Annotated in this window: 20 protein-coding genes; 11 read left to right on the top strand and 9 right to left on the bottom strand. The window is 43.4% G+C overall.

Going from position 1 to position 21,426, the window contains the following annotated elements; translation table 11 throughout:
- Positions 1-5 precede the first annotated feature (5 nt).
- The 11 genes from C0J08_RS14255 (at position 6) to C0J08_RS14205 (ending at position 11,641) form a co-directional block, all read left to right on the top strand.
- Positions 6-386, top strand: coding sequence for a 5-carboxymethyl-2-hydroxymuconate Delta-isomerase (locus C0J08_RS14255; RefSeq protein ID WP_212652603.1), 381 nt, complete (start codon positions 6-8; stop codon positions 384-386).
- 54 nt (positions 387-440) lie between these two features.
- On the top strand, positions 441-1,463 hold the full coding sequence (locus C0J08_RS14250; RefSeq protein WP_212652602.1) for a TRAP transporter substrate-binding protein: 1,023 nt from the start codon (positions 441-443) through the stop codon (positions 1,461-1,463).
- 2 nt (positions 1,464-1,465) lie between these two features.
- Positions 1,466-1,987 carry a TRAP transporter small permease gene (locus C0J08_RS14245; RefSeq protein WP_212652601.1) on the top strand — a complete coding sequence of 174 codons (522 nt, stop codon included), beginning with the start codon at positions 1,466-1,468 and terminating at the stop codon, positions 1,985-1,987.
- Complete coding sequence (locus C0J08_RS14240) at positions 1,984-3,312, top strand: TRAP transporter large permease (RefSeq protein ID WP_212652600.1); 1,329 nt, start codon at positions 1,984-1,986, stop codon at positions 3,310-3,312. The genes C0J08_RS14245 and C0J08_RS14240 overlap by 4 nt, the downstream gene beginning before the upstream one ends.
- 21 nt (positions 3,313-3,333) lie before the next feature.
- Positions 3,334-4,263, top strand: a complete 930-nt coding sequence (hpaD, locus tag C0J08_RS14235) for a 3,4-dihydroxyphenylacetate 2,3-dioxygenase (RefSeq protein ID WP_212652599.1) — start codon at positions 3,334-3,336, stop codon at positions 4,261-4,263.
- Between the two features lie 382 nt (positions 4,264-4,645).
- Positions 4,646-5,785: an ornithine cyclodeaminase family protein gene (locus C0J08_RS14230; RefSeq protein ID WP_212652598.1), complete on the top strand. Its 1,140-nt coding sequence runs from the start codon at positions 4,646-4,648 to the stop codon at positions 5,783-5,785.
- A 95-nt stretch (positions 5,786-5,880) separates the two neighbouring features.
- Positions 5,881-6,303, top strand: a complete 423-nt coding sequence (locus C0J08_RS14225) for a RidA family protein (protein WP_212652597.1) — start codon at positions 5,881-5,883, stop codon at positions 6,301-6,303.
- A gap of 60 nt (positions 6,304-6,363) precedes the next feature.
- Positions 6,364-7,656 (top strand): NAD(P)/FAD-dependent oxidoreductase, encoded by a 1,293-nt coding sequence (locus C0J08_RS14220; RefSeq protein ID WP_212652596.1) that lies wholly within the window; start codon positions 6,364-6,366, stop codon positions 7,654-7,656.
- Between the two features lie 47 nt (positions 7,657-7,703).
- Positions 7,704-8,927 (top strand): anaerobic sulfatase maturase, encoded by a 1,224-nt coding sequence (locus C0J08_RS14215; protein ID WP_212652595.1) that lies wholly within the window; start codon positions 7,704-7,706, stop codon positions 8,925-8,927.
- Between the two features lie 127 nt (positions 8,928-9,054).
- Positions 9,055-9,861, top strand: coding sequence for an IclR family transcriptional regulator (locus tag C0J08_RS14210; protein WP_212652594.1), 807 nt, complete (start codon positions 9,055-9,057; stop codon positions 9,859-9,861).
- 100 nt (positions 9,862-9,961) lie between these two features.
- Positions 9,962-11,641: an arylsulfatase gene (locus tag C0J08_RS14205; protein ID WP_249344308.1), complete on the top strand. Its 1,680-nt coding sequence runs from the start codon at positions 9,962-9,964 to the stop codon at positions 11,639-11,641.
- Between the two features lie 82 nt (positions 11,642-11,723).
- On the opposite strand, the gene C0J08_RS14200 is transcribed toward C0J08_RS14205, so the two are convergent.
- From C0J08_RS14200 to C0J08_RS14160, 9 genes are all read right to left on the bottom strand, one after another.
- Positions 11,724-13,061, bottom strand: a complete 1,338-nt coding sequence (locus C0J08_RS14200) for a TRAP transporter large permease (RefSeq protein ID WP_212652593.1) — start codon at positions 13,059-13,061, stop codon at positions 11,724-11,726.
- Positions 13,054-13,611, bottom strand: coding sequence for a TRAP transporter small permease subunit (locus C0J08_RS14195; protein ID WP_212652592.1), 558 nt, complete (start codon positions 13,609-13,611; stop codon positions 13,054-13,056). The genes C0J08_RS14200 and C0J08_RS14195 overlap by 8 nt, the downstream gene beginning before the upstream one ends.
- A 96-nt stretch (positions 13,612-13,707) precedes the next feature.
- Positions 13,708-14,742, bottom strand: coding sequence for a TRAP transporter substrate-binding protein (locus tag C0J08_RS14190; protein ID WP_212652591.1), 1,035 nt, complete (start codon positions 14,740-14,742; stop codon positions 13,708-13,710).
- Positions 14,743-15,241: 499 nt separating this feature from the next.
- Positions 15,242-15,724, bottom strand: coding sequence for a MarR family winged helix-turn-helix transcriptional regulator (locus tag C0J08_RS14185; RefSeq protein WP_212652590.1), 483 nt, complete (start codon positions 15,722-15,724; stop codon positions 15,242-15,244).
- 160 nt (positions 15,725-15,884) lie between these two features.
- Entirely contained in the window at positions 15,885-16,646 is a 762-nt protein-coding gene (locus C0J08_RS14180) for a class II aldolase/adducin family protein (protein ID WP_212652589.1), read from the bottom strand.
- Positions 16,647-16,673: 27 nt separating this feature from the next.
- On the bottom strand, positions 16,674-17,651 hold the full coding sequence (locus tag C0J08_RS14175; protein WP_212652588.1) for a ketopantoate reductase family protein: 978 nt from the start codon (positions 17,649-17,651) through the stop codon (positions 16,674-16,676).
- Positions 17,652-17,737: 86 nt separating this feature from the next.
- Entirely contained in the window at positions 17,738-18,499 is a 762-nt protein-coding gene (locus tag C0J08_RS14170; protein WP_212652587.1) for an ABC transporter ATP-binding protein, read from the bottom strand.
- Complete coding sequence (locus C0J08_RS14165) at positions 18,499-20,298, bottom strand: branched-chain amino acid ABC transporter ATP-binding protein/permease (protein ID WP_212652586.1); 1,800 nt, start codon at positions 20,296-20,298, stop codon at positions 18,499-18,501. Before C0J08_RS14165 ends, C0J08_RS14170 begins: the two co-directional genes overlap by 1 nt.
- Positions 20,299-21,336: a branched-chain amino acid ABC transporter permease gene (locus tag C0J08_RS14160; RefSeq protein ID WP_212652585.1), complete on the bottom strand. Its 1,038-nt coding sequence runs from the start codon at positions 21,334-21,336 to the stop codon at positions 20,299-20,301. It lies immediately after the preceding gene.
- Between the last annotated feature and the right edge of the window lie 90 nt (positions 21,337-21,426).

The following is a 21,426-nucleotide window of genomic DNA, read 5'->3' as shown; positions in this document are numbered from 1 at the left end:
TTCTTATGCCACATTTTGTTTTTGAATATTCTGCCAATCTTGAAGATCGTTTAGATTTTCAGCCAGTGTTTAAAGCGCTGCATGAATACATAGTGTCTACCGGGCACTTTCCGCTTGGTGGTGTGCGTAGTCGAGCCATTTGTTGCGACCATTTTCGTGTCGCAGATGGTCGCGAGGACTTCGCTCTGATTAATTTAAATTTAAAAATCGGCCATGGTCGTAGCATGGAAATTCGCCAAGAAGTCGCGGAAAAGGTCTTTGCTATTTTCTGCGAATGGATGAAACCGATCACAGATAACAGTTATTGCCAGATCTCTTTTGAACTGACGGAACTGGATCCCGTTCTTAAATTTAATAAGAACAATATTCACGCTCTCTTTAAGTAGAGCGTCATTGCGTAAATAACGATTTCAAATAATTATAAATAGAGGGTAATCGTGATGAGTCTTAAAAAGATTTTTTCTATTGCTGTAGCAACCACTTTGTCTAGTATGACATTTGCAGAAACAATCCGCGTTGCAAGTTGGCTGCCGCCAACGAATCCCATGAACCAAGTTGTTATTCCTGCTTGGGGAAAAGCCATTTCTGATGCCACTGATGGGCGAATCAATGTCGAGATCGTTTATGGTTTAGGTCACCCTAAAACCATGTGGAATCTGGTTGAAGACGGCATTGTTGATGCTAGTTACAGTTATCATGGTTATGTGCCTGGTCGCTTTGAGCTGCCACAAGTGGTGGAACAACCAGGACTGGGGACGAACGCAGAAGCCGCGTCTTATGCCTTGTGGACGACTTACGAAAAGTTTTTTTCTGACTCTCACGAATTTGATGGCTTAAAACTGCTGGCGTTATTTACTCACGGCCCAGGCCAAATCCATTCAAACTTCCCAGTTAATTCTCTTGCGGATCTTAAAGATAAAAAGATCCGTATTGGCGGCGGTGTACAAAGCATTATTGCGGAGAAATTTCACGTGACAACCGTGGGGGCACCTGCGCCAAAAGTCTATGAAATGATGCAACAAGGGGTTATTGATGGGGCGTTTTTACCTGCGGTAGAGCAGAAAGTCTTGCGTCTTTCTGAAGTCACTAAGTATTTGACCATTTTCCCAGATGGCCTTTACATGGGCAGTTTCTCTATGTTCATGAACCCTGATGTTTTTGAAAATCTAGATGAGGACGATCAAAAAGCGATTAATGACGCCTCTGGTGAAGTGTTATCTGTTTTAGCAGGTAAAGCGTGGGATGAAAGTGATGCCGCTGGGATCGAATCGGCGCGTGAAAATGGGGTTACTGTTACAACCTTGTCGGCGAACGATGCGCTTGTTAAGGAGGTTGACGAGACCTTGTCTGATGCCAGTGCCAGCTGGATCAAAGTGGCTGATGACAAAGGTTATGACGGCAAAAAAGCGCTGACATTTCTTCGTGATACCGCCCATCAGTACGCAGATAAGCACGGAGAATAACAATGTGGTTATCTGCGATGGTGAATAAACACCATGGAGAGTTTGGGCTAGCTAAGTGGCTAGCCTTTGTTCTCGAAGTGGTGTCGTCATTGGTGTTATTGGCCTTGATGTTATTGACTTGCTCTGACGTGATTGGTCGCTATGTTTTCAATAATTCTGTCAATGGCACTACTGAACTGACCGAGCTGGCGCTTTGTATTGTGGTATTTTGTCAGTTGCCTATCGTGACGCTGACCAGTGCTCATGTGGTGGTCGATATCCTAGATCGTGTATTGCCCGCCATGTTCATGAGAGTAAGTGGTTTGGTGATTAATTTAGGAATTGCGGCCGGCTTTTTCTTTTTGTCAGAACGAATTTGGTTTCAGGCCGCAAGGTCATTACGCCGTGGTGTTGTGACTGAGTTTTTGCACATCCCAGTGGCCTATTTTATCCAGTTTATTGCCATCATGATGTTGGTAACCGGGCTTATTCTTGTGCTTAAGGCCTTCCATTGCTTGCTTGCAAGAGCGGAGGTCTCTCAATGATCGTTTCTGCTTTTGGTTTTGCCATTCTTCTTGTGCTGATCTTAATTTTTAGAATGCCGATTGCCTTTGCCATGGGCACGGTTGGTATCGTTGGATTTGGTTATCTGCAAGGTTTGAGTTTTGATAATGTATTGGATTTCCGCTGGACTGGGCCTTTGTCTCTGGCGGCCAATCGCATTATCGATACGTCGCAAGAGTACGGCCTGTCGGTCATACCACTGTTCATTTTGATGGGGAACTTTGTCACCAAAGCCAACTTATCGGGAGAGCTCTACAAAGCATCCAATGCCTTTATGGGTCATCGAAAAGGTGGCTTAGCCATGGCAACAATTGTGGCTTGTGGAGGCTTTTCGGCCATTTGTGGGTCCAGTTTGGCGACCTCTGCGACCATGGCGAAAGTCGCTATGCCACCGATGAAAAAGTATGGTTACAGCGACGGTTTAGCCAGTGCTTCTATCGCGGCGGGATCGACACTCGGTATTTTGATTCCACCTAGTGTTATTTTATTGATGTATGGGTTGTTGACTGAGACGAGTATCCGAGAGCTGTTTGCTGCCGGTTTTCTACCTGGCCTGTTGGGCATTCTGTTGTATCTGGTGGCGGTCAGATACGTCGTTTGGCGTCATCCTGAAAAAGGACCCAGCGCAGAGCGGGCGAATTTTGCAGAACGCATGGTGGCGCTTAAAAATGTCTGGGGTGTTTTGATTTTATTCCTGATTGTGATGGGAGGCATTTATCTTGGTGTTTTCACGCCTTCAGAAGCGGCAGGAGTGGGCGCAGGTGGTGCTTTCTTAATTGCCTTAATGCGTAAATCTCTGACAGTCGAAACCGTTTTTCATGCTTTGATTGATACGGGTAGAACCACGGCGATGTTGTTTTCGGTGTTAATTGGCGCCTTAATATTTTCTGATTTTATTACCATTGCTGGTTTGCCCGCAGAGTTACTGGCTTTTGTGCAAAGTTTTAACCTATCGGCCTTTGGTGTCATTTTAATCATTATCGCTATTTATCTTGTGCTAGGAATGGTGTTCGAAAGTTTGTCGATGATTCTTTTGACGGTTCCTATTTTTTACCCCTTGGTACAGAGTCTTGGTTTTGATTTGGTCTGGTTTGGTATCGTAGTGGTTGTGGTGACAGAAATTAGCCTTATTACGCCGCCAGTAGGGATGAATGTCTTTGTGTTGAGCGCTGTGCTGAAAGATGTAAAAGCCGGAACCATCTTTAAAGGCATCACGCCATTTTGGTGTGCGGATATGGTTAGGCTTGCTTTAATCGTGTTCTTTTCATCTGTGGCTCTTTTTTTACCAGAACTGTTATATAGATAACTATTATTTAGGAGATTTTATATGGGTAAGCTGGCTTTTGCTGCAAAAATAACACACGTACCTTCTATGTATCTTTCTGAACTTGATGGTCCTCAAAAAGGCTTTCGTCAGGCTGCGATAGATGGTCACCTTGAAATATCGAAACGTTGTCGTGAACTGGGTGTTGATACCATTATCGTTTTTGATACACATTGGCTGGTAAACGCCAATTATCACATTAATTGTGCACCACACTGGGAAGGGGTTTATACCAGTAATGAACTGCCACATTTCATTAATAACATGCCATATAAACTTGATGGCAACCCTGAGTTGGGGCGAATTATTGCTCAGGTATGTAATGAGCAAGGCGTGGAAACCATGGCGCATGATGCTACTACCTTAGCACCAGAATACGGTGCGTTAGTTCCCATGCGTTATATGAACTCTGATCAGCACTTTAAGTGTATTTCGGTGTCTGCTTTGTTAACGGTTCATTACCTGAATGACTCAGCTCGTTTAGGGTGGGCGATTCGTGAGGCAATTGAAAAACACTATGATGGTACGGTGGCTATTTTAGCGAGTGGTTCGCTATCTCACCGCTTTGCACAAAATGGTCAGGCGCCAGATTTTTCGACAAAAGTATGGAGTCCATTTCTTGAAACATTAGATCATCGCGTGGTTGAAATGTGGCAAAACGCAGAGTGGAAAACATTTTGTGAGATGCTTCCTGAATACGCAGCCAAGGCTCATGGTGAAGGCTTCATGCATGATACAGCCATGCTACTTGGTGCGTTGGGTTGGTCTGATTACGATCAAAAAGTCGAAGTGGTTACCCCGTATTTTGGTAGTTCGGGTACGGGGCAAATTAATGCTATTTTCCCCGTATCGCCTCAAACGGGTGATGCGGTTCCAGGTCCTCAGGCTTCAGTGGAAAATGGTACCTTTGTGTATGGTACTAGCCGTTTGTAATAAAACTTTTTCTTAAAAGCTCCGCTCCTAATGGCTGTTTCGTATTGTCGAACAGCCATTACTTCTGAGCAAAAAATTCTGACTTTCCCAATCATCAGCACGTCATTCTTTGTCCTCTGCGAAAGAGGCCCAAATGTCCCTAAAGGGATATATAAACGATGTTTTTTTGTCGATACGATAAAAAAACATCGTTTTATCTTCTTCTAGGATAAGGCACTTAAATTACCCAGTATAGCGAACGCTAGATCAGTTTTAGTGTTACTCAAAAGAGCAGTGTCGAATGAATAATAAATGCAGTTATTTGGTTTGACCGCTCGCGTTATAACCCCTAGAAGACGTCATTATTAATATAAAAATAAACATTTTTAGAATAGGCAGCATCATGACCGACAATACCAAAATCGATTTTATTTATCTCTCTGAACCAGACATGATCAAAGCTGGTGTAACGGATATGCCAAGTTGCGTAGACACTATGGAGGAGATGTTTAAGCTTTTGTATACGGGAGATTACCGTATGGCTGGGCCTAACAATGACTCTCATGGTGCGATGATTACGTTTCCAGATGAATCGCCTTTTCCAACCATGCCAAAGCCGACCGCAGACCGTCGTTTAATGGCGATGCCGGCTTATTTAGGTGGAAATTTCCAAACATCGGGAGTGAAGTGGTACGGGTCTAATATTGAAAACCGAGAAAAAGGCTTGCCTCGTTCTATATTGATGATGATTTTGAATGATATCGATACTGGAGCGCCTTTGGCTTGTATGTCGGCTAATTTGCTTTCTGCTTACCGAACTGGCGCTATCCCAGGAGTAGGGGCGCGTTATCTGGCTCGTAAAGATTCGAAAGTAATCGGCCTGCTGGGGCCTGGTGTGATGGGAAAAACCACAGTAGCCGCTTTTATTGCGGCTTGTCCGCAAGTCGATACGATCAAGGTGAAAGGACGTGGTCAGAAGAGTTTAGACGACTTTATCGTTTGGGTAAAAGAGACCTTCCCACAAGTAACAACGATTGAGGTTGTCGACAGTGTTGAAGCAGTGGTTCGTGATTCAGATCTTGTGACTTACTGTAATTCTGGCGAGGTCGGTGATCCTTCGACTTACCCAATTGTAAAACGTGAATGGGTAAAACCGGGTGCGTTTTTGGCGATGCCGGCGAGCTGTAGTTTAGATGAAGGCATGGAAAAATCAGATGTACGTAAGGTGCTAGATAACACAGGTTTGTACGAAGCGTGGTACGAAGAAGTGCCAAAACCTGCCCATCATGTGATTCCTTTAGTTGGGGTTCGTTGTATGGACATGATTGCTGAAGGCAAGCTCACTCTTGAGGAGATGGAAGACCTTGGCAAGATTGTTTATGGTGATTCACCGGCTCGTCAGAGTGATGAAGAAATCATTATTTTATCTGTTGGCGGCATGCCAGTAGAAGATGTGGCTTGGGCTACCGTGGTGTATCGCAATGCTATTGAAAAAGGCATTGGGGTATCACTGAACCTATGGGATGTACCAGCGTTACGTTAAGTCTCTCTATTTTCAGGGCATGTTTACGGTAATAAATACAGATTTGCCAGATGCCCTGATTGTTCAAAGTAATTATTTTAATCTAGGTAAATCTCATGACAAAAATTGTAAAAGTGAAAACCGGTTCAAAATTCGAAGACATAGCAAGTTACTCTCGTGTGGTTGCCGTAGATAATTGGATTTATGTATCCAATACTGCGGGTCGTAACCCAGAAACACAAGAGATCCCTGATGATGTAATTGAACAAACAGAGCAAGTGTTTAATAACATCGAGCGAGCATTGGCGTCGGTCGACGCGACCTTGGCCGATGTGGTGATGTCTCGTGTCTTTATTCAAGATCCAGCTCATATTCACGATGTGATGGGCTATATTGGTAAGAAGTTTAAGGGGGTGAATCCTGCTTCTACTGCGACTTGTCCGCCATTAGGCTCAACGGTTTATAAGGTGGAAATTGAAGTCACAGCCTATCGCGGTGCCTCTACTGCCGATGTTGAAGAAATTCTTATCGGTCAATAATTGGTTATTCAGAGAGGTGAGATGTTAGTCTGATCTCTCTGTGTCTTTAGGAAAAAAGTTATGACAAAAACACTCGAAAAGGTTGAAACTCAAGATCAACTTCCTGATTCAGCAAGCGTTGTCATCATTGGCGGTGGGATTGTTGGCGTGACCGCCGCTCTGGCTTTAGCCGAACGAAATATCTCTGTCGTGCTTTTGGAAAAAGGGCATATTGCTGGTGAACAATCTTCCAGAAATTTAGGCTGGATTCGCAAAACGAACCGTCATTTGCATGATGTGCCTTTGGCACAGGCCGCAGATAAACTTTGGGCTGAAATGCCAGACCGAGTCGGATGCGATGTCGGTTATAAACAAGCGGGTATTATGTTTCTAGCGAAGACAGAAGCACAACTTACTATGCATAAGGACTGGTTGAAGTCGGTTGAATCTCTTTCCTTGGATTCCAGAATAGTGACACCTGAAGAGGTTGACGAGTTAGTGCCTGGTGGAAAGGGGGATTGGCTCGGTGGTATTTATACCCCTTCAGATGGGGTGGCAGAACCTTCTATTGCCGCCACGGCCATAGCCAATGCCGCCATGAAAAAAGGGGCTGTTATCGTACAACAGTGTGCTGTTCGAACCTTGTCTACGGAAGGTGGAAAAATCAGTGGCGTGGTCACCGAGAAAGGGGAAATTCGCTGTGAGCAGGTTTTACTTGCTGGTGGTGCTTGGTCACGACGCTTCTTGGGAAACCTCGGTATTTCGTTTCCAACCTTGCCGCTAATTTGCTCTGTTTTGCGAACCAAACCTATGGAAGGTCCAACCAACATTGCAGTTGGTGGGCCGGATTTTTCTTTTCGTAAACATCAAGATGGCGGCTATATCATCACGCAACGTGGCAAGTTGGATGCTCCCATCACTCTAGATCACTTACTTGTGGGCCATAAGTACCTTGATCAACTTCGTACGCAAAGGAGTTTTTTAAATGTGTCGATGGGAAGCTACTTCTTTAAAGATCTAGGGTTATCTCGTCGCTGGAACGGAAAGAGTCGTACCCCATTTGAAAAAGTCAGAACCAATGATCCGCAACACAATCCCGACTTAAATCAGCAGGCTTTAAACAATCTTAGACAGGCTTGGCCAATCTTCGAGAAAGCGGAAATTGCAGAAGCATGGGCAGGAATCATTGATGTGACACCGGACTCTAACCCAGTAATAGATCATGTGACATCTATTCCCGGTCTGACGGTGGCGACGGGTTTTTCTGGGCATGGCTTTGGCACCGGCCCCGCAGCGGGACAATTAGCGGCTGATCTAATTGCAAAGGTAGAGCCAATTATTGATCCGTCCGCTTATCGATTTGATCGTCTTTAATGGGACTTGGTTAATTTAAAAAATGAAATGTCTATAAAGGATCTTACATGGATCGAATCAATGCATTTAGTGTAATGGCTAAGCCGAGTAGTTCAGTTTGTAACATAGATTGCACTTATTGTTTTTATTTAGAAAAAGAACACCTTTATCCAAATAGAAAAAAGCAATGGCGTATGAATGGATCTACATTGGAACACTATATACGTGATCACATTCAATCTCAGCAATCCGATACGATTGATTTCATTTGGCAAGGAGGGGAACCTACGCTTTTAGGGATAGATTTTTTCCGGCAAGTTGTTGAGTTTCAAAAGCAATACCAAGGTTATAAGACCATTTCCAACTCCTTGCAAACCAATGGCACTCTACTTGATGATGAATGGGCTGTTTTTTTAAAAGAGAACCAGTTTTTAGTAGGTGTCTCGATTGATGGTGACCGCATAAGTAATGACACTTATCGCTTGTCTCGAAAAGGTAAAAGTACTTTTGACGATACACTTAGAGGGATTGAGCTACTAAAAAAACACCGCGTAGATTTTAATACATTAACAGTAATTAATGCTGAAAATGTAAAGCGACCACTTAATGTGTATGCCTTTTTGAAGCGTATTGGCAGCCAATATATGCAATTTATCCCGTTAGTTGAGCGAGAGGCTATCGTCCCAGATAAAGATGGTTTAATGCTTATTCAACCCACTTTTGAGGGTGAAGCAAACCTTGCTAAGTGGTCTGTTCCAGCCAAAGCCTACGGTAAATTTCTTAATACAATTTTTGATTACTGGGTTCATAGCGATTTAGGCAAAGTGTTTGTGATGAATTTTGAACAAACCATGAGCCAATTAACAGGGCGATCTGGCTCCTGTGTGTTTAGTGAAACTTGCGGCAACAGTTTAGCCATGGAATCTAATGGGGATGTATATTCTTGTGATCACTATGTTTATTCGGATCATAAACTTGGCAATATAAGTGAAAAATCATTAATTGATTTAGTTAATTTGCCGCAAAATCTTCAGTTCGGCCAAGATAAGTTATTAAACATTAGCCGTGATTGTTATCAGTGTGAAGTCCGTTCGGTCTGCCATGGTGGTTGCCCTAAACATAGGTTTGAAGAATCAAGTGATGGTGTGTTAAATCGGAACTATTTGTGTGATGGTTTCAAATCACATTTTACACATGTCGTACCAAAAATGTCTCGAATAATTGATCTTCTGGGGAAACAGGTTCCAATTAAAAAAATAAGATATGAAATAAAGAAGACATTTTATCGTTAAGTTTTTATAAGTTTTCTCTTCTATTAAAATGATGCATAACCTACTTTATTGAGTTATTGGCTAATATGGCTCTACTTGATATTAAGTATGAATAACTGTATTTAAAGAAAATAGGGTGATAAGTAGTATGGAATTAGAGAATAGGTCTGTTGCCCGTGCTGTTACATTAATTGAATATATATCCAACGCTTCTGAGCCCGTCACCTTGCATCAAATAGCTATTCGTACAAAACTCGATAAAGCAACTATTAAACGCTTAATAAACACTTTGTTGTCACGTAATTGGATTTATAGACGAATCAATGATGGCTGTTACTGTTTGGGCTATAAGCTGGCTGGAATTGGAGCAAGCTTGTCTAAAAATGGTGTTTTAGCTCAATTAGCGGCTCCTGAAATGCATAAAATATTTCAAAAAACGGGCTGTCCATCAGATCTGGCGGTATTTGATGGGCAATGCATGGAGATAATAGAGAGCACTAGACGGTTAAGTGATTGTATTGAACACAAAGGCATATTGGGTTTACGTGTTAATCTATTTGATTCAGCCATAGGGCGTGCTTATTTAGCAGCCATAGATCCTCTCTCTCTCGATAACGTGTTTGCCTATTTTGGTGGTAAATTTAAAAGTGATATTGGAATCAAGTACAACGAAGCCAGTATTAAGAAACTTTTATCTCATGTTCAATTGAATGGTTATGCTGTCCGTGAACCTCTTTATAATGGCGGTATAGATGACCATGAGACAGAAATTTCCGAATCAATTGCGGTGCCTATTACTCTCCAGGGAAAAGTGGTTGCTTGTATGAATTTAGTTTACCTAAATATTCATAATGATGAATTATTAAGGTTGAAGAAATTTAATATGCTAAAAAATAGTGCTGACAATATATCTAAAACTCTTCAAGTCTATTCAGAATCTTTAATGCTAAAGTAAATTTCACTCTGTGAAATGTCTGCTTGTCCAATATTTTATAAAAACATATGCTGATTTTGTAATAAATGTGCATTTTTTATTATTTAAATTGGAGGCAAGGTTGATAAATTTAAGAAAGAAATATATAGCATCTGTCGTTTTATTAGCGACATCCAGCATTATGGCATCAGCTGCAACCGTACCGCAGCAACCAAATATATTGTTGGTGGTGGCTGATGACTTGGGTTATTCCGATCTTGGTAGTTTTGGTGGTGAAATTAAAACACCTAATTTAGATTCATTAGCTGAATCAGGTGTAAAACTTACGAATTTTCATACTGCTCCTGCTTGTTCACCTACCCGAGCCGCATTGATAACGGGTGTTGACCCTCATATTGCAGGTTTAGGCAATATGGCTGAATTACTAGCACCAAATCAAAAAGGCGAACCTGGTTACGAAGGACATATTAATAGTAAAGTGGTTACGGTTGCAGAAATACTGAAAGATGCAGGCTATCGTACCTACTATACTGGAAAATGGCATCTGGGCATGTCTAAAGACAGTAACCCACAAACTCGTGGTTTTGATAACAGTTTTGCCCTTCTATCTGGTGGAGCAAGTCATTTCAGTGATATGAAGCCAGCTTATGCCCCAACGCCAGAAGTGAAAGCTCCCTATACGGATGATGGGGTTATGATCAAAAAACTCCCTGAATCTTTTCAATATTCCTCTCAATATTATTCCGATAAATTGATTTCTTATTTAAAAGAAAATCAACATTCTGAGCAGCCATTTTTTGCCATGTTGAACTTTACGGCGCCGCATTGGCCGTTACAAGCGCCGGATGAGGCAATAGCAAAATATAAAGGTGTGTATGATGCAGGCTATGATGTGCTGTATAAGCAACGGTTAGCAGCACAGAAAAAGCTGGGGATTTTACCTAAAAATGCAGAAGGGGCTGAACGTCCTCCTAAAGGAATGGCTTGGGAGAATTTAACCCCAGAACAGCGTAAAACGGAAAGTAAAGCGATGGAAGTTTATGCTGCTATGGTGGATGAGATGGATGTTTATACCGGTAAAGTTATCGACTATTTAAAAGACAGCGGACAGTACTCAAATACTCTAATTGTTTTTATATCGGATAATGGCCCAGAAGGTCATGATATTGATGAAGTATTTTCAAGCGAATTGTATCCTAAAATCCGCCATGTGATTGATAGTACGAATGACTTTAGCTATGAGCAAATGGGTCGCCCTGGTTCTTATACATTTTTAGGGCCCAATTGGGCTTGGGCTTCATCGCCAGCTTTCCGTATGCATAAAGGTTTTCCTACGGAAGGTGGAACTCGTTCAGTTGCTATAGTGAAGATGCCTAATACAAAGGGTGAAGGTCGTATTGTTGACTCTTATGCCAATGTTGTGGATTTAGCGCCAACGATTTTAGAATTTGCTAATGTATCTGCACCTAAGGGCTCATACAAGGGGAAAAAAGTAGAAGAGATGTCCGGTCAATCTTTCTTACCTGTTTTAACCGATAGGGCGACAGGTGAGGATGATCGTATTGTCGGTGGGGAGTTATTTGGTAAATATTTCGTACGCAAAGGAGATTGGAAGCTCGTTCTAATGCCTACCCCTTGGGGGACTGGTGAGGAACAGTTATATGATCTGTCTAGTGATCTTGCTGAAAAGTATGACTTATCAAAAAAATATCCTGAAGTGCTTGTAGAAATGAAAACCTACTGGAAGGAGTATGTTGCCAAAAATAACGTCATTCTTCCTGATTGGGTTGATGGCTACTAATTTAGCATCGTAATGTGGTTGATTTAAATCCTTGAATATCAGAAGGGCGAATCGCAAGGATGGATTCGCCCTTATTGGTCTCTTAGCTCGGCAGCCATGTCACCAATGATGGATAAAGGGCGACGATGGTAAGCGTTAATAGTTGCAGCAATACAAAAGGGATGGCGCCTTTGTAAATCTCTGCCATGCTGATGTTGCTCGCGGCACTTCGTATGTAAAACAGAGCCATGCCAACAGGGGGAGTCAGGAAGGATGTTTGCAAACACAGCGCCATTAGAATCGCGACCCAGACCGGATCAAAGCCAAAATTGACCAAAATTGGCATGACCAGAGGGGCGATGATCAAAACGATTTCCATCCAATCTAAGAAAAAACCCAATAAAAATATGATGAAAATAACACAGAACAACACACCTTCTGGGCTCAAAGGTAAAGCATAAAGCGCTTCTTCAATGACTTCATCACCACCGTAACCCCGTAAAACGACAGAGAAACAGGAGGCACCAAAGATAAGTGCGTATAAAAAGGCAACAGATCGACCTGTTTGATAACAGACGATACGTAAATCCTGCCATTTTAATCGACCAGAGCTCCAAGCTAAAAAGGTGGCACCAGCGGCACCAATTCCAGACGCTTCGGTCGGTGAAGCAATACCAGCAATGATAGACCCTAATACCGTCAGAACTAATATTAGTGGCGCAAATAAGGCTTTAGAAATATCTAAAATAATGTCGAACTTACTTATACCGCTGTCTTCTTCTGAGACAAGTTTCGGCATATTGGAAGGTTTAAGCAAAGCATAAATAAAGATAAAAAGTACAAAGCTGGTGGCGAGTAACAGCCCAGGAATGATGGCTCCCATAAACAGATCACCAACAGGAATTCGTAACTGATCTCCCATTACAACCAACATGATCGAAGGTGGCACCAGAATACCAAGGCAGCCTGTTGCGCCGACCGTTCCGGCACTAATCCATTTGGCGTAGCCTGCTTTAAACATAGTGGGTAAAGCGATGGTGGAAAGCAAGACCACAGAGGCGCCAATAATCCCAGTCGAAGCGGCCAGTACAACACCAATCAAAACCACGGCGATAGCCAAACCGCCAGGAGTTTTACCTAAAACACGACGCATGGCTCCAATTAAACGCTCGGCAATGCCAGAGCGATCCAGCATGAATCCCATAAAAATAAACATCGACATGGGAATGAGAGAGTAGCTTGAAATGGTGGAGAATGTTCGATTGGCGACAAAGCCAATAGTACGTAATTCTGCTACGTCGTAGATATCAAATGAAACAAGAATGCTGCCTAACGTGGCAAATAATACACCGACACCACCTAAAATAAAGGCCACCGGAAAGCCTGAAAAGAGAATGAGCATAAAGATGGAAAACAGGAGGAAAACGAATAACTCACTCATGGTGCGTCCCTTTGTTCACTGAAGTTGATGGGGCGGGTATACTGTTTGGTTGAATTAAAAAAGCGATATTGCGCAGTAGAATAGCAGCACCTTGAAGTGCTAAAAGGCTTAAGCCAAGCGCCATAACACCTTTGATAAGGTAGCGGGCGGGTAAGCCAGAAGGCATTGGCGAGCCTTCCCGTAATGACCAAGAATAACTCGTCATTTCCCATGCATGCCATGCGACAAGAATGACGTAAGGGAAAAACAAAAATAAGATACCAAGAATCTCGACCCAAGCCTGGCGCTTAGGGCTGAATCTGCAATGAAAAATATCAACGCGAATGTGTTCGTCAACTTGGTAAGTGTAAGCCAAGCAGGACATGACCACTATGGCGTTTAGATGCCATTGCACTTCTTCTAATTCGACCAAGCCGATACTGAACACGTAGCGTAATATCACATTGACCAAGATAGTCATGATAAGAATAGGCAGAATAAGAGAGCCCGCTTTACCAATGGCAACGGACAAGGCTTCTATTTTTTTAGCAATGGAGTTTATGCTGAGCATAAAGAAATACTCCGGTTCTATATGATGAGGATGGGGTAGCAAGTGTTAAAGATAAAGCCGAGAATCATTGAGTGTGATTCTCGGCTTTATTCGGTCTTAATTGCCTTTATATTCTGTCCATAAAGACACTTTTTTACGATAGTTATTGAGTGAATCTAAGGTGCGTTTGAAGTCTGCATCTTTGCTTGCTTCTTCACTCATGACTTCTTCTGTGCCTTTTTTGAAGGCGGCTAGAACGGCTGGAGGGAATGATTTAATTTCAGTGCCAGCGGCTTTGAATTTCTTAATAGCTTCAGCGTTGGCGATAGTGGTAGAAGAGACGGTCCATAGTTGAGTCTCACGGCAGGTATCTTCTATTAGACCTTGCTGTGCAGCACTCATAGAGTCCCATTTACGTTTATTAATAATGAGCTCATTGATCGCTGCAGGTTGATGCCAGCCGGGCAAATAATAATATTTGGCTACTTTTTCAAATCCCATCGCTGCATCAATGGCAGGCATAGAAAACTCTGTTCCATCGATGACGCCTCGCTCTAGATTAGGGTAAATATCACCACCACCAAGTAACACGACCGATGCGCCAGCTTTCTTCATCACTTCGCCAGCAAGTCCTGCAAAACGAATTTTTTTACCTTTTAAATCATCTGGAGTGTTGATTTCGAAGTTATACCAACCACCTGCTTCAGAATCCATTAAGCCACATGGCACAGTGACAACGCCTTGTTTGGCGTAAATGTCACGCCAAATCTCTAAGCCGCCGCCGTTATAAATCCAATCTAAATATTCTAATGCGGATGGGCCAAATGGTACGCCGCCAAAAAGCTGTAGAGCAGGGAATCGTCCGGCAACGTAGAGTGGTGATGTATAGCCAGCGTCCAGTGTTCCTTGTTGAACGGCATCAAAGATTTCGAGAGGTGGAACCAGTTTTCCAGCTGAGTAAAGTTTTACTCTCATGTCTTTTGAGGTGACTTTGAGTCTGTCAGCTAGATGTTGGGCACTTTGTCCACTGGCAGGTAGTGTAAGCGGCCAAGCGCTTTGTATATCTAGACGGACGGAGGAAGCCGATGCTTCGATGGATCCCATTACGGCAATGGATGAAAGAAATGCAGTTACTAATGGCTTGTAAGACATTGAGTGTCTCCTTGTTGGTGCTCACTATCTAGAGATAGTTTGAGCTGCATTTGGCGGTTTGATCCGCAATAATTTTTATTTGAACTTTAATTCGACTCACCTGGGAGGGAGTTATAATGCATTTTTATAGAAACACATTTTTAATTGAATGTTCAAGTAAATATTCATCCATTCAAGTATTGTGCCAAGCTCTGTTTTGTCGATTTTGTTGCTTAGAAAGAGGTGCAAAGACGTCTTTTTAATCCTCCTTGATAGCGTGGTTTTCACTTTAACTTTTTGATTTTTATTATTTTTATTTTCAGTTCTTGATGTGTTTTTTTGAGGGAGGGATGAGGGGGCGGCGTGACACTTTTTTGTGTAAAAAAATGTTTTTTTTAATATATTTCTAATTGCAAAAATGTAAGCGCACCGTATTTGAGCGATAAACTTACAGGAAATAACTTTGGTGCGTTAGGGGTGGGGATTTAGGGAATGGGATAAAGCGTTCTGTTTTTTGATTTTAGTGCTCTGGCAAATTGTGGAAAAGCTCTTCCAGCAATTTATTGAGTCTTTGTATTTTGGCTTCTGTCATGCCTTTAAAACTTTGTTTGAATAAATCTTTGGTGGCAAAACGAATATCTTCAACTGCAGAGATGCCCTTTTCAGTAATCATGACTTCTGTGACGCGTCCATCATCACTTCTTACCCTTGTATCAACAAGACCATCTTGTTTCATGCGTTGAATTATTTTTGTCACGGTGGGCAGCTTTGCAATAGCGTGCACGGCAATTTGCGAGACACTGCAGGTGCCTTCTTCTTTTAATGTGAAGAGAATTCGCCATCTAGGGATGTCAAGATTGACTTTTTTTAATGCTTTTTCGACAGCAGCACTGTAACGACCATGAACTTGATTTAACCAATAAAAGGGAAAATCTTCTTTATGGAAGTCTTCACTTGCAGGGTTAAAACGTTGACTTCGTGGTGTTCTTGGCTTGCTGCTCATTAAGAGTCCTTGCTTTTTATTGGCGTGAGAATGTACAAAAAATGACGTTTTTAGTCAATTGAATTATCAATCGTTTATATCAATAATGATTCTCAATTGCAACAAGAGGTAAGCTGTATAATTGAAAATAGCCAGCTTGTGGCTGGCTATTTTGAGGTTATTACCAGCAAGGGCCTTTCTCGGCTACCATTTTACGAACCATGGCATTGTAAAACTTGTCGGCAAAGCCGCTGTCTTTAATGAGCATTTGTGTTAGATCTGCACATTTTTTTTGTATGTCTTGTTCGAGAGGTACGTCTTCACCACCTAGCGACCCAGACGTTACTTGAATTTCCGCGGCGCGTTGTACTGTCCAGAGAAGGAAGAAGGTGCGCTCTATGTCAAACTCACCGACAGCAATGCCGTGATTTCGTAAGACGAGAATATGCTTTTGTCCTAGGCTCTCCAACATGCGGCTTTTTTCATCATCAAATAAAGTAATGCCTTCAAAATCATGATAACCCACTCGTCCATAGAGTTGTGCACCGTAAAAGCTATCATGGCTGAATCCTTGTTTTTTCATGGCCACGGCAGATACTTCGTTGGTGTGAGTGTGGATGACGCAGTGTATGTCTTCTCGGGCTGCATGAATGGCTCCGTGAAGAGCAAAACCAGCTGGGTTGCCATCGTAAGGCGAATCATCCAATTTGTGGCCGTTAACATCGACTTTGATTAGATTCTCTGGGGTGATTTCTGTGTAATTCAGTCCAAATGGATTAACCAGGTATTCACCTTCAATGTGGGGAAGGCGAGCCGAAATATGATTGAAAATCGTTTCTGTCCAGCCGAAAAAGTCTATTAAGTGGTAGCAGTGAGCTAGTTTTACGCGAAGTGCCCATTCTTCTTCGCTAATGTGGGTGGGGCGTTTTGTTGAGTTGCTCATGAATGTGTTCCTTTCATTTTGTTGGTATTAAGGATTTGCTTGGGGGTGTGAGGCAATAAAGTGGGTGAGATCCAGCAACTGTTGTGTGGCCGTCATTGGAATGCTTACTTTGTTTGCCAGTTCTAAGACGGCGTAGCCGATTGCGTCAAGCTCTAGGGGTTGGCCTGCTTCGTAATCTTGCAACATAGAGGTTTTAACTGCACCCATGCCCGCTCCTAGCTCCATGAAGGTATGTGGATCAAAACGAATTCGGCCACCATAGGCTGCGGCAACCAATAAAACTTCATCGAGTACTTTGCGCACGAGAGGTTTTAAGCGCGTGTCGCTATAGAGCTGCTCAAGTGTCCCTTTGGTTACAACGGAAAGTGGGTTAGAGGTGATGTTAGCGGCGACTTTGGTCCATATCTGGTCGCGGATATTGTCTGTGGCTCGTGCCTCAATCCCGGCGTCTTCAATGACTTTTCGGACCTGTTCGAGCCGTTCACTTATCTCGTGATTGAGTTCGCCAAATACAATGAGGTGAGGATTGGTGGAAGTGACGACGCCCGGTGAGTTTCTATACGCAGTAATAAACACCACGCAACCAATGAGGTGATTGTAAGGTAGCAATTTGCTAACACTGCCTTCAGGGTCGATGGCTTGAATGGTGTCTCCCGAAAATCGCCCCTCAATGCCTTGGAAATACCACCATGGAATACCGTTTACTACTGGAATAACAATGGTTTTTTCATGCACCATAGGAGTGATCAGCTTTAACATGGTTGGTAAGGCGGGGGCTTTGCTGCAAATAAAAATAAGATCTTGCGGGCCAATATCTTCTGCTGAGTCGGAGGCCATGACGTTGACTTGGTGTTCACCGTCTATGTCTGTGAGATGAATGCCTTTCTTTTGCAGAGTTTCAAGAGTAGCGCCTCTAGCAAGCACGTTTACATTTTGACCTGATTTGGTTAAGCGGGCGGCAAGTGTGCATCCAATAGCGCCAGCGCCGGCAATACAGATGTTCATAATTCATTTTCCCATTAAAAAATGAGAGAGCCTCAAAAAATGAGGACTCTCCCCAAGGTTGGTAAATTTTTGTCTTTTGTGTCTCTTTAACTGGAAAGCAATTCTTGGTGCTTACTTGCTAATCCTAAGTAGGCTTCGATTACTTTGGGGTCATTGGCAAGTTCTGCGGCGGGGCCTTGCATGGCAATTTGCCCCCCTTCTAGAACATAGGCGTAATCTGCAACTTTTAGAGCGGCACGGGCGTTTTGCTCTACCAGTAGTATTGAAACGCCTTGGCTGCGTAAATCGGCAAAAATACGAAAAATTTCACGTGTAATTAATGGTGCTAATCCTAAGCTGGGTTCATCTAGCATCAGAAGTTTTGGTTTGCTCATCATGGCGCGACCAATCGCCAGCATTTGTCGTTCGCCACCAGATAGGGTGCCTGCTTGTTGTTGGCGACGTTCCCATAACCGGGGGAAGAGCTCATAAATTTCGCTCAACGTTTGGTCGTAACTTTTATCTCCACGACGATAACGTTGGAACGCGCCAAGTAATAGGTTGTCCTGAACGGTCATGGTGGCGAAAAGTTCGCGGTTTTCTGGAACTAATCCGAGGCCATGACCAACCAGTGTTTCAACATTTGGGCTGATAAAATCTTGGCCGTTAAAATGAATCGTGCCTTTCGAAGGTAAAATTCCCATGATAGCCGACAAAAGTGTGGTTTTGCCGGCGCCATTAGGGCCGATAACCGTGACCAAATTTCCTTCTTTGAGGGTTAGGTCGATACCGGTAAGGGCTTCCACTTTGCCATAGGCAACATGAAGGTCGCTGACATCTAATAGGTTTTTCTCTGTCGATTGTGTCATTATTCTGCGCCTCCCAAGTAGGCTTCTAGGACCGCGGGATTGGTTTGAATTTCTTCAGGTAAGCCTTCCGCAATCTTTTCACCAAATTCCATTACTACAATTCGATCAGCAAGATTCATCACAAAGTCCATATCATGCTCAACCAATAGAATGGCAAGTCCTTCTTGTCTGAGTTTCTTGAGTAGTTCGGCAAGGGCTTGTTTTTCCTTGTGGCGAAGTCCAGCTGCGGGTTCATCGAGTAGTAGCACACATGGATCGGCACAAAGTGCGCGGGCTATTTCAAGAATGCGTTGCTGGCCGAGAGAGAGGCTGCCTGCTTCGGTGTAGAGATGCTCGCCTAGACCCACTCGTTCAAGTTGGTATTGTGCTTCTTTTAGTAAGCGCTGCTCTTCTTCGCGTTCAATGTGAAGTGCTGAGCTGATAATGCCTTTATGGCCACGCATATGAGCACCCAATGCGACGTTCTCTAACACTGTCATTGTGGTGAGTAGTTTGACGTGCTGGAAGGTACGGCTCATGCCCATATGTGCCACTTCGCGAGAGCTTTTGCCTTTCAAACTTTGGTTCAAAAATAGGACGTCACCGTCGCTTGGCGTATCGACCGCAGAAAGTTGGTTAAACATGGTGCTTTTGCCCGCGCCATTTGGACCGATTAGCGCTAGCACTTCACCGGCATGTAGTTGTAGATTCATTTGGTTGTTGGCAACCAAACCACCAAAGCGGCGAGTGACATTGCAGGCTTCAAGTATCAATTTGCCTTTTTCTGGTAACTCGCGACGATCGAGATCTTTAGCAGAGGAGGCTATTTTTATATGGTTCTGGTTGCGCCATGAGGCGGGGGTAAGTTTGACTAATAGTGGCCAAATGCCGCCGGGTGAACGCTGCATCATGAACACAATTAGCAGCCCTAGAACAATGGCTTCGTATTGGCCATTGCCGCCCATAATAAGTGGCAGCCAATCCTGCAGCCATTGCTTTAGCATGGTTAGAATGCCGGCGCCAAGTAGTGCGCCCCAGACACTACCTACTCCGCCAACCAATGCCATAAATAGGTAGTCAATACCCATACTAAGGCCAAAAGGGGTTGGATTGACAAAGCGTTGTGTGTGCGCGTAAAGCCAGCCTGAAATAGCGGCAAAAAGAGCGGAAATTAAGAAGATAATCATTTTTGAGCGGAAGGTATTGACCCCCATAGACTCCGCCATTAATTGACCGCCTTTTAAAGCGCGAATGGCACGACCTTCACGAGAGTTTAGTAGGTTGCTGGTTATCCAAACTGCGACCAACAAAATGGCCCAAATTAGGTAATAAATTTTTTCACCCTTGTCTAAAAGCACGCCAAATAGGCTCAAAGAAGGCAAGCCGCTGATGCCTGTGTGGCCGCCCATGGAACTCATGGTGCCAAATAGGTAATACAGCGAAATTCCCCAAGCAATGGTGCCTAGTGGTAAATAGTGTCCTGATAATTTGAGGGTTAGGGCGCCAAGGAATAAAGCCACAGCTGCGGTTAATAACAAACCGATCAGCAATCCAATCCAAGGCGATCCTGCCGACCAAGCGAGCCAGCTTGGTAATTGTTCTGTGGTGGTTAGGTAGGCGGTGGAGTACGCGCCCAGGCCAACAAAAGCCGCTTGACCAAAGCTGGTCATGCCGCCAACCCCTGTTAGCAATACTAAGCCCAATACAACCAGGGCATATAGACCAATATAGTTGAGTAGAGTGATCTGAAATGTGGGTAGCACTTGAGGTGCTATGGCCAGTATGACTAAGCCAATAATAATTAAATTACGCGATTTCATTTATTCTTCATCCTCTACGCTGTGGCTATTCATCGAGCGCCAGATTAAGAATGGAATAATCAGGGTGAAAACGATGATTTCTTTGTAATTACTTGCCCAAAACATGGAAAAGGCTTCAATCATGCCTACTGCAACGGCACCAATGGCTGCAATCGGGTAGCTGACAAGGCCGCCAATGATGGCGCCAACGAAACCTTTTAGACTGATAATGAAGCCAGAGTCGTAATAAAGGGTGGTGATTGGGGCGATCAAAATCCCCGATGCGCTGCCGATGAAGGCGGCCAAAGCAAAAGTGGCTTTGCCTGCAAAGACAGGAGAAATGCCCTGTAAGCGAGCCCCCATCCGATTAACTGCCGTGGCACGAAGTGCTTTGCCGTAGAGAGTGCGTTCAAAGGCGATGAACAAGGTCACAATCAGGAAGATGGAAACCAAAATGACCCATAATGTCTGGCTTTTCAGCATCACAGCGCCTAAGCGGAAGCCAGAATCAGAGAAAGGTTGTGTACGAGCCCCTTCTGGGCCAAACAAGAGTAATCCGATACCCACCATGGCAACGTGAAGGGCAATGGAAACGATGAGCAATACCAGTGCCGGAGCATCTGCTAAGGGTTGGAAAAACAAACGATACATAATAGGGCCAATGGGCACGATCAAACACAGTGTTAATGCTATTTGGGCGATCATTGGGATTTCTGATAATGAAACATTATTTAGCAAGGCGATTATGACCACGGCATAGCCAAGCTTAAGAGCGATCATTTTCATTTTGTTTCGATCAATGTGATATTTGATTTGTTGGTATAAATCAAGTGCGCAATCGATTAAAACCAGACCTAATAATAGCCATTCCAATTTTGGTGTTTTGCCCATTTGCATCGCTGCCATGGTGAGCGCACCAAATGTTACGAATTCTCCTAATGGGATGAGAAGTATTCGTGTGACCGTAAAAACCAGCAAAATTGACAGGGCCAATAAGGCGTAAATAGCCCCATTGGTTAGGCCATCCTGTCCAAGCAGTGTGGCAATCTGAAAGTTCATTTAGTGTGATTCCTTTTGTTCTCATCGATTTTTATGGCTTCGTGGCCGTCATTTTTTTAATTGTATTTTGGTGGGGGGAGGGCTGGAATT

It is taken from the genome of Marinomonas sp. CT5, from assembly GCF_018336975.1.
In the GTDB taxonomy this organism is placed as follows: Bacteria; Pseudomonadota; Gammaproteobacteria; order Pseudomonadales; family Marinomonadaceae; genus Marinomonas.
Note: the sequence above shows the minus strand (reverse complement) of the source record. Positions and strands in the feature narration are given on the sequence as shown.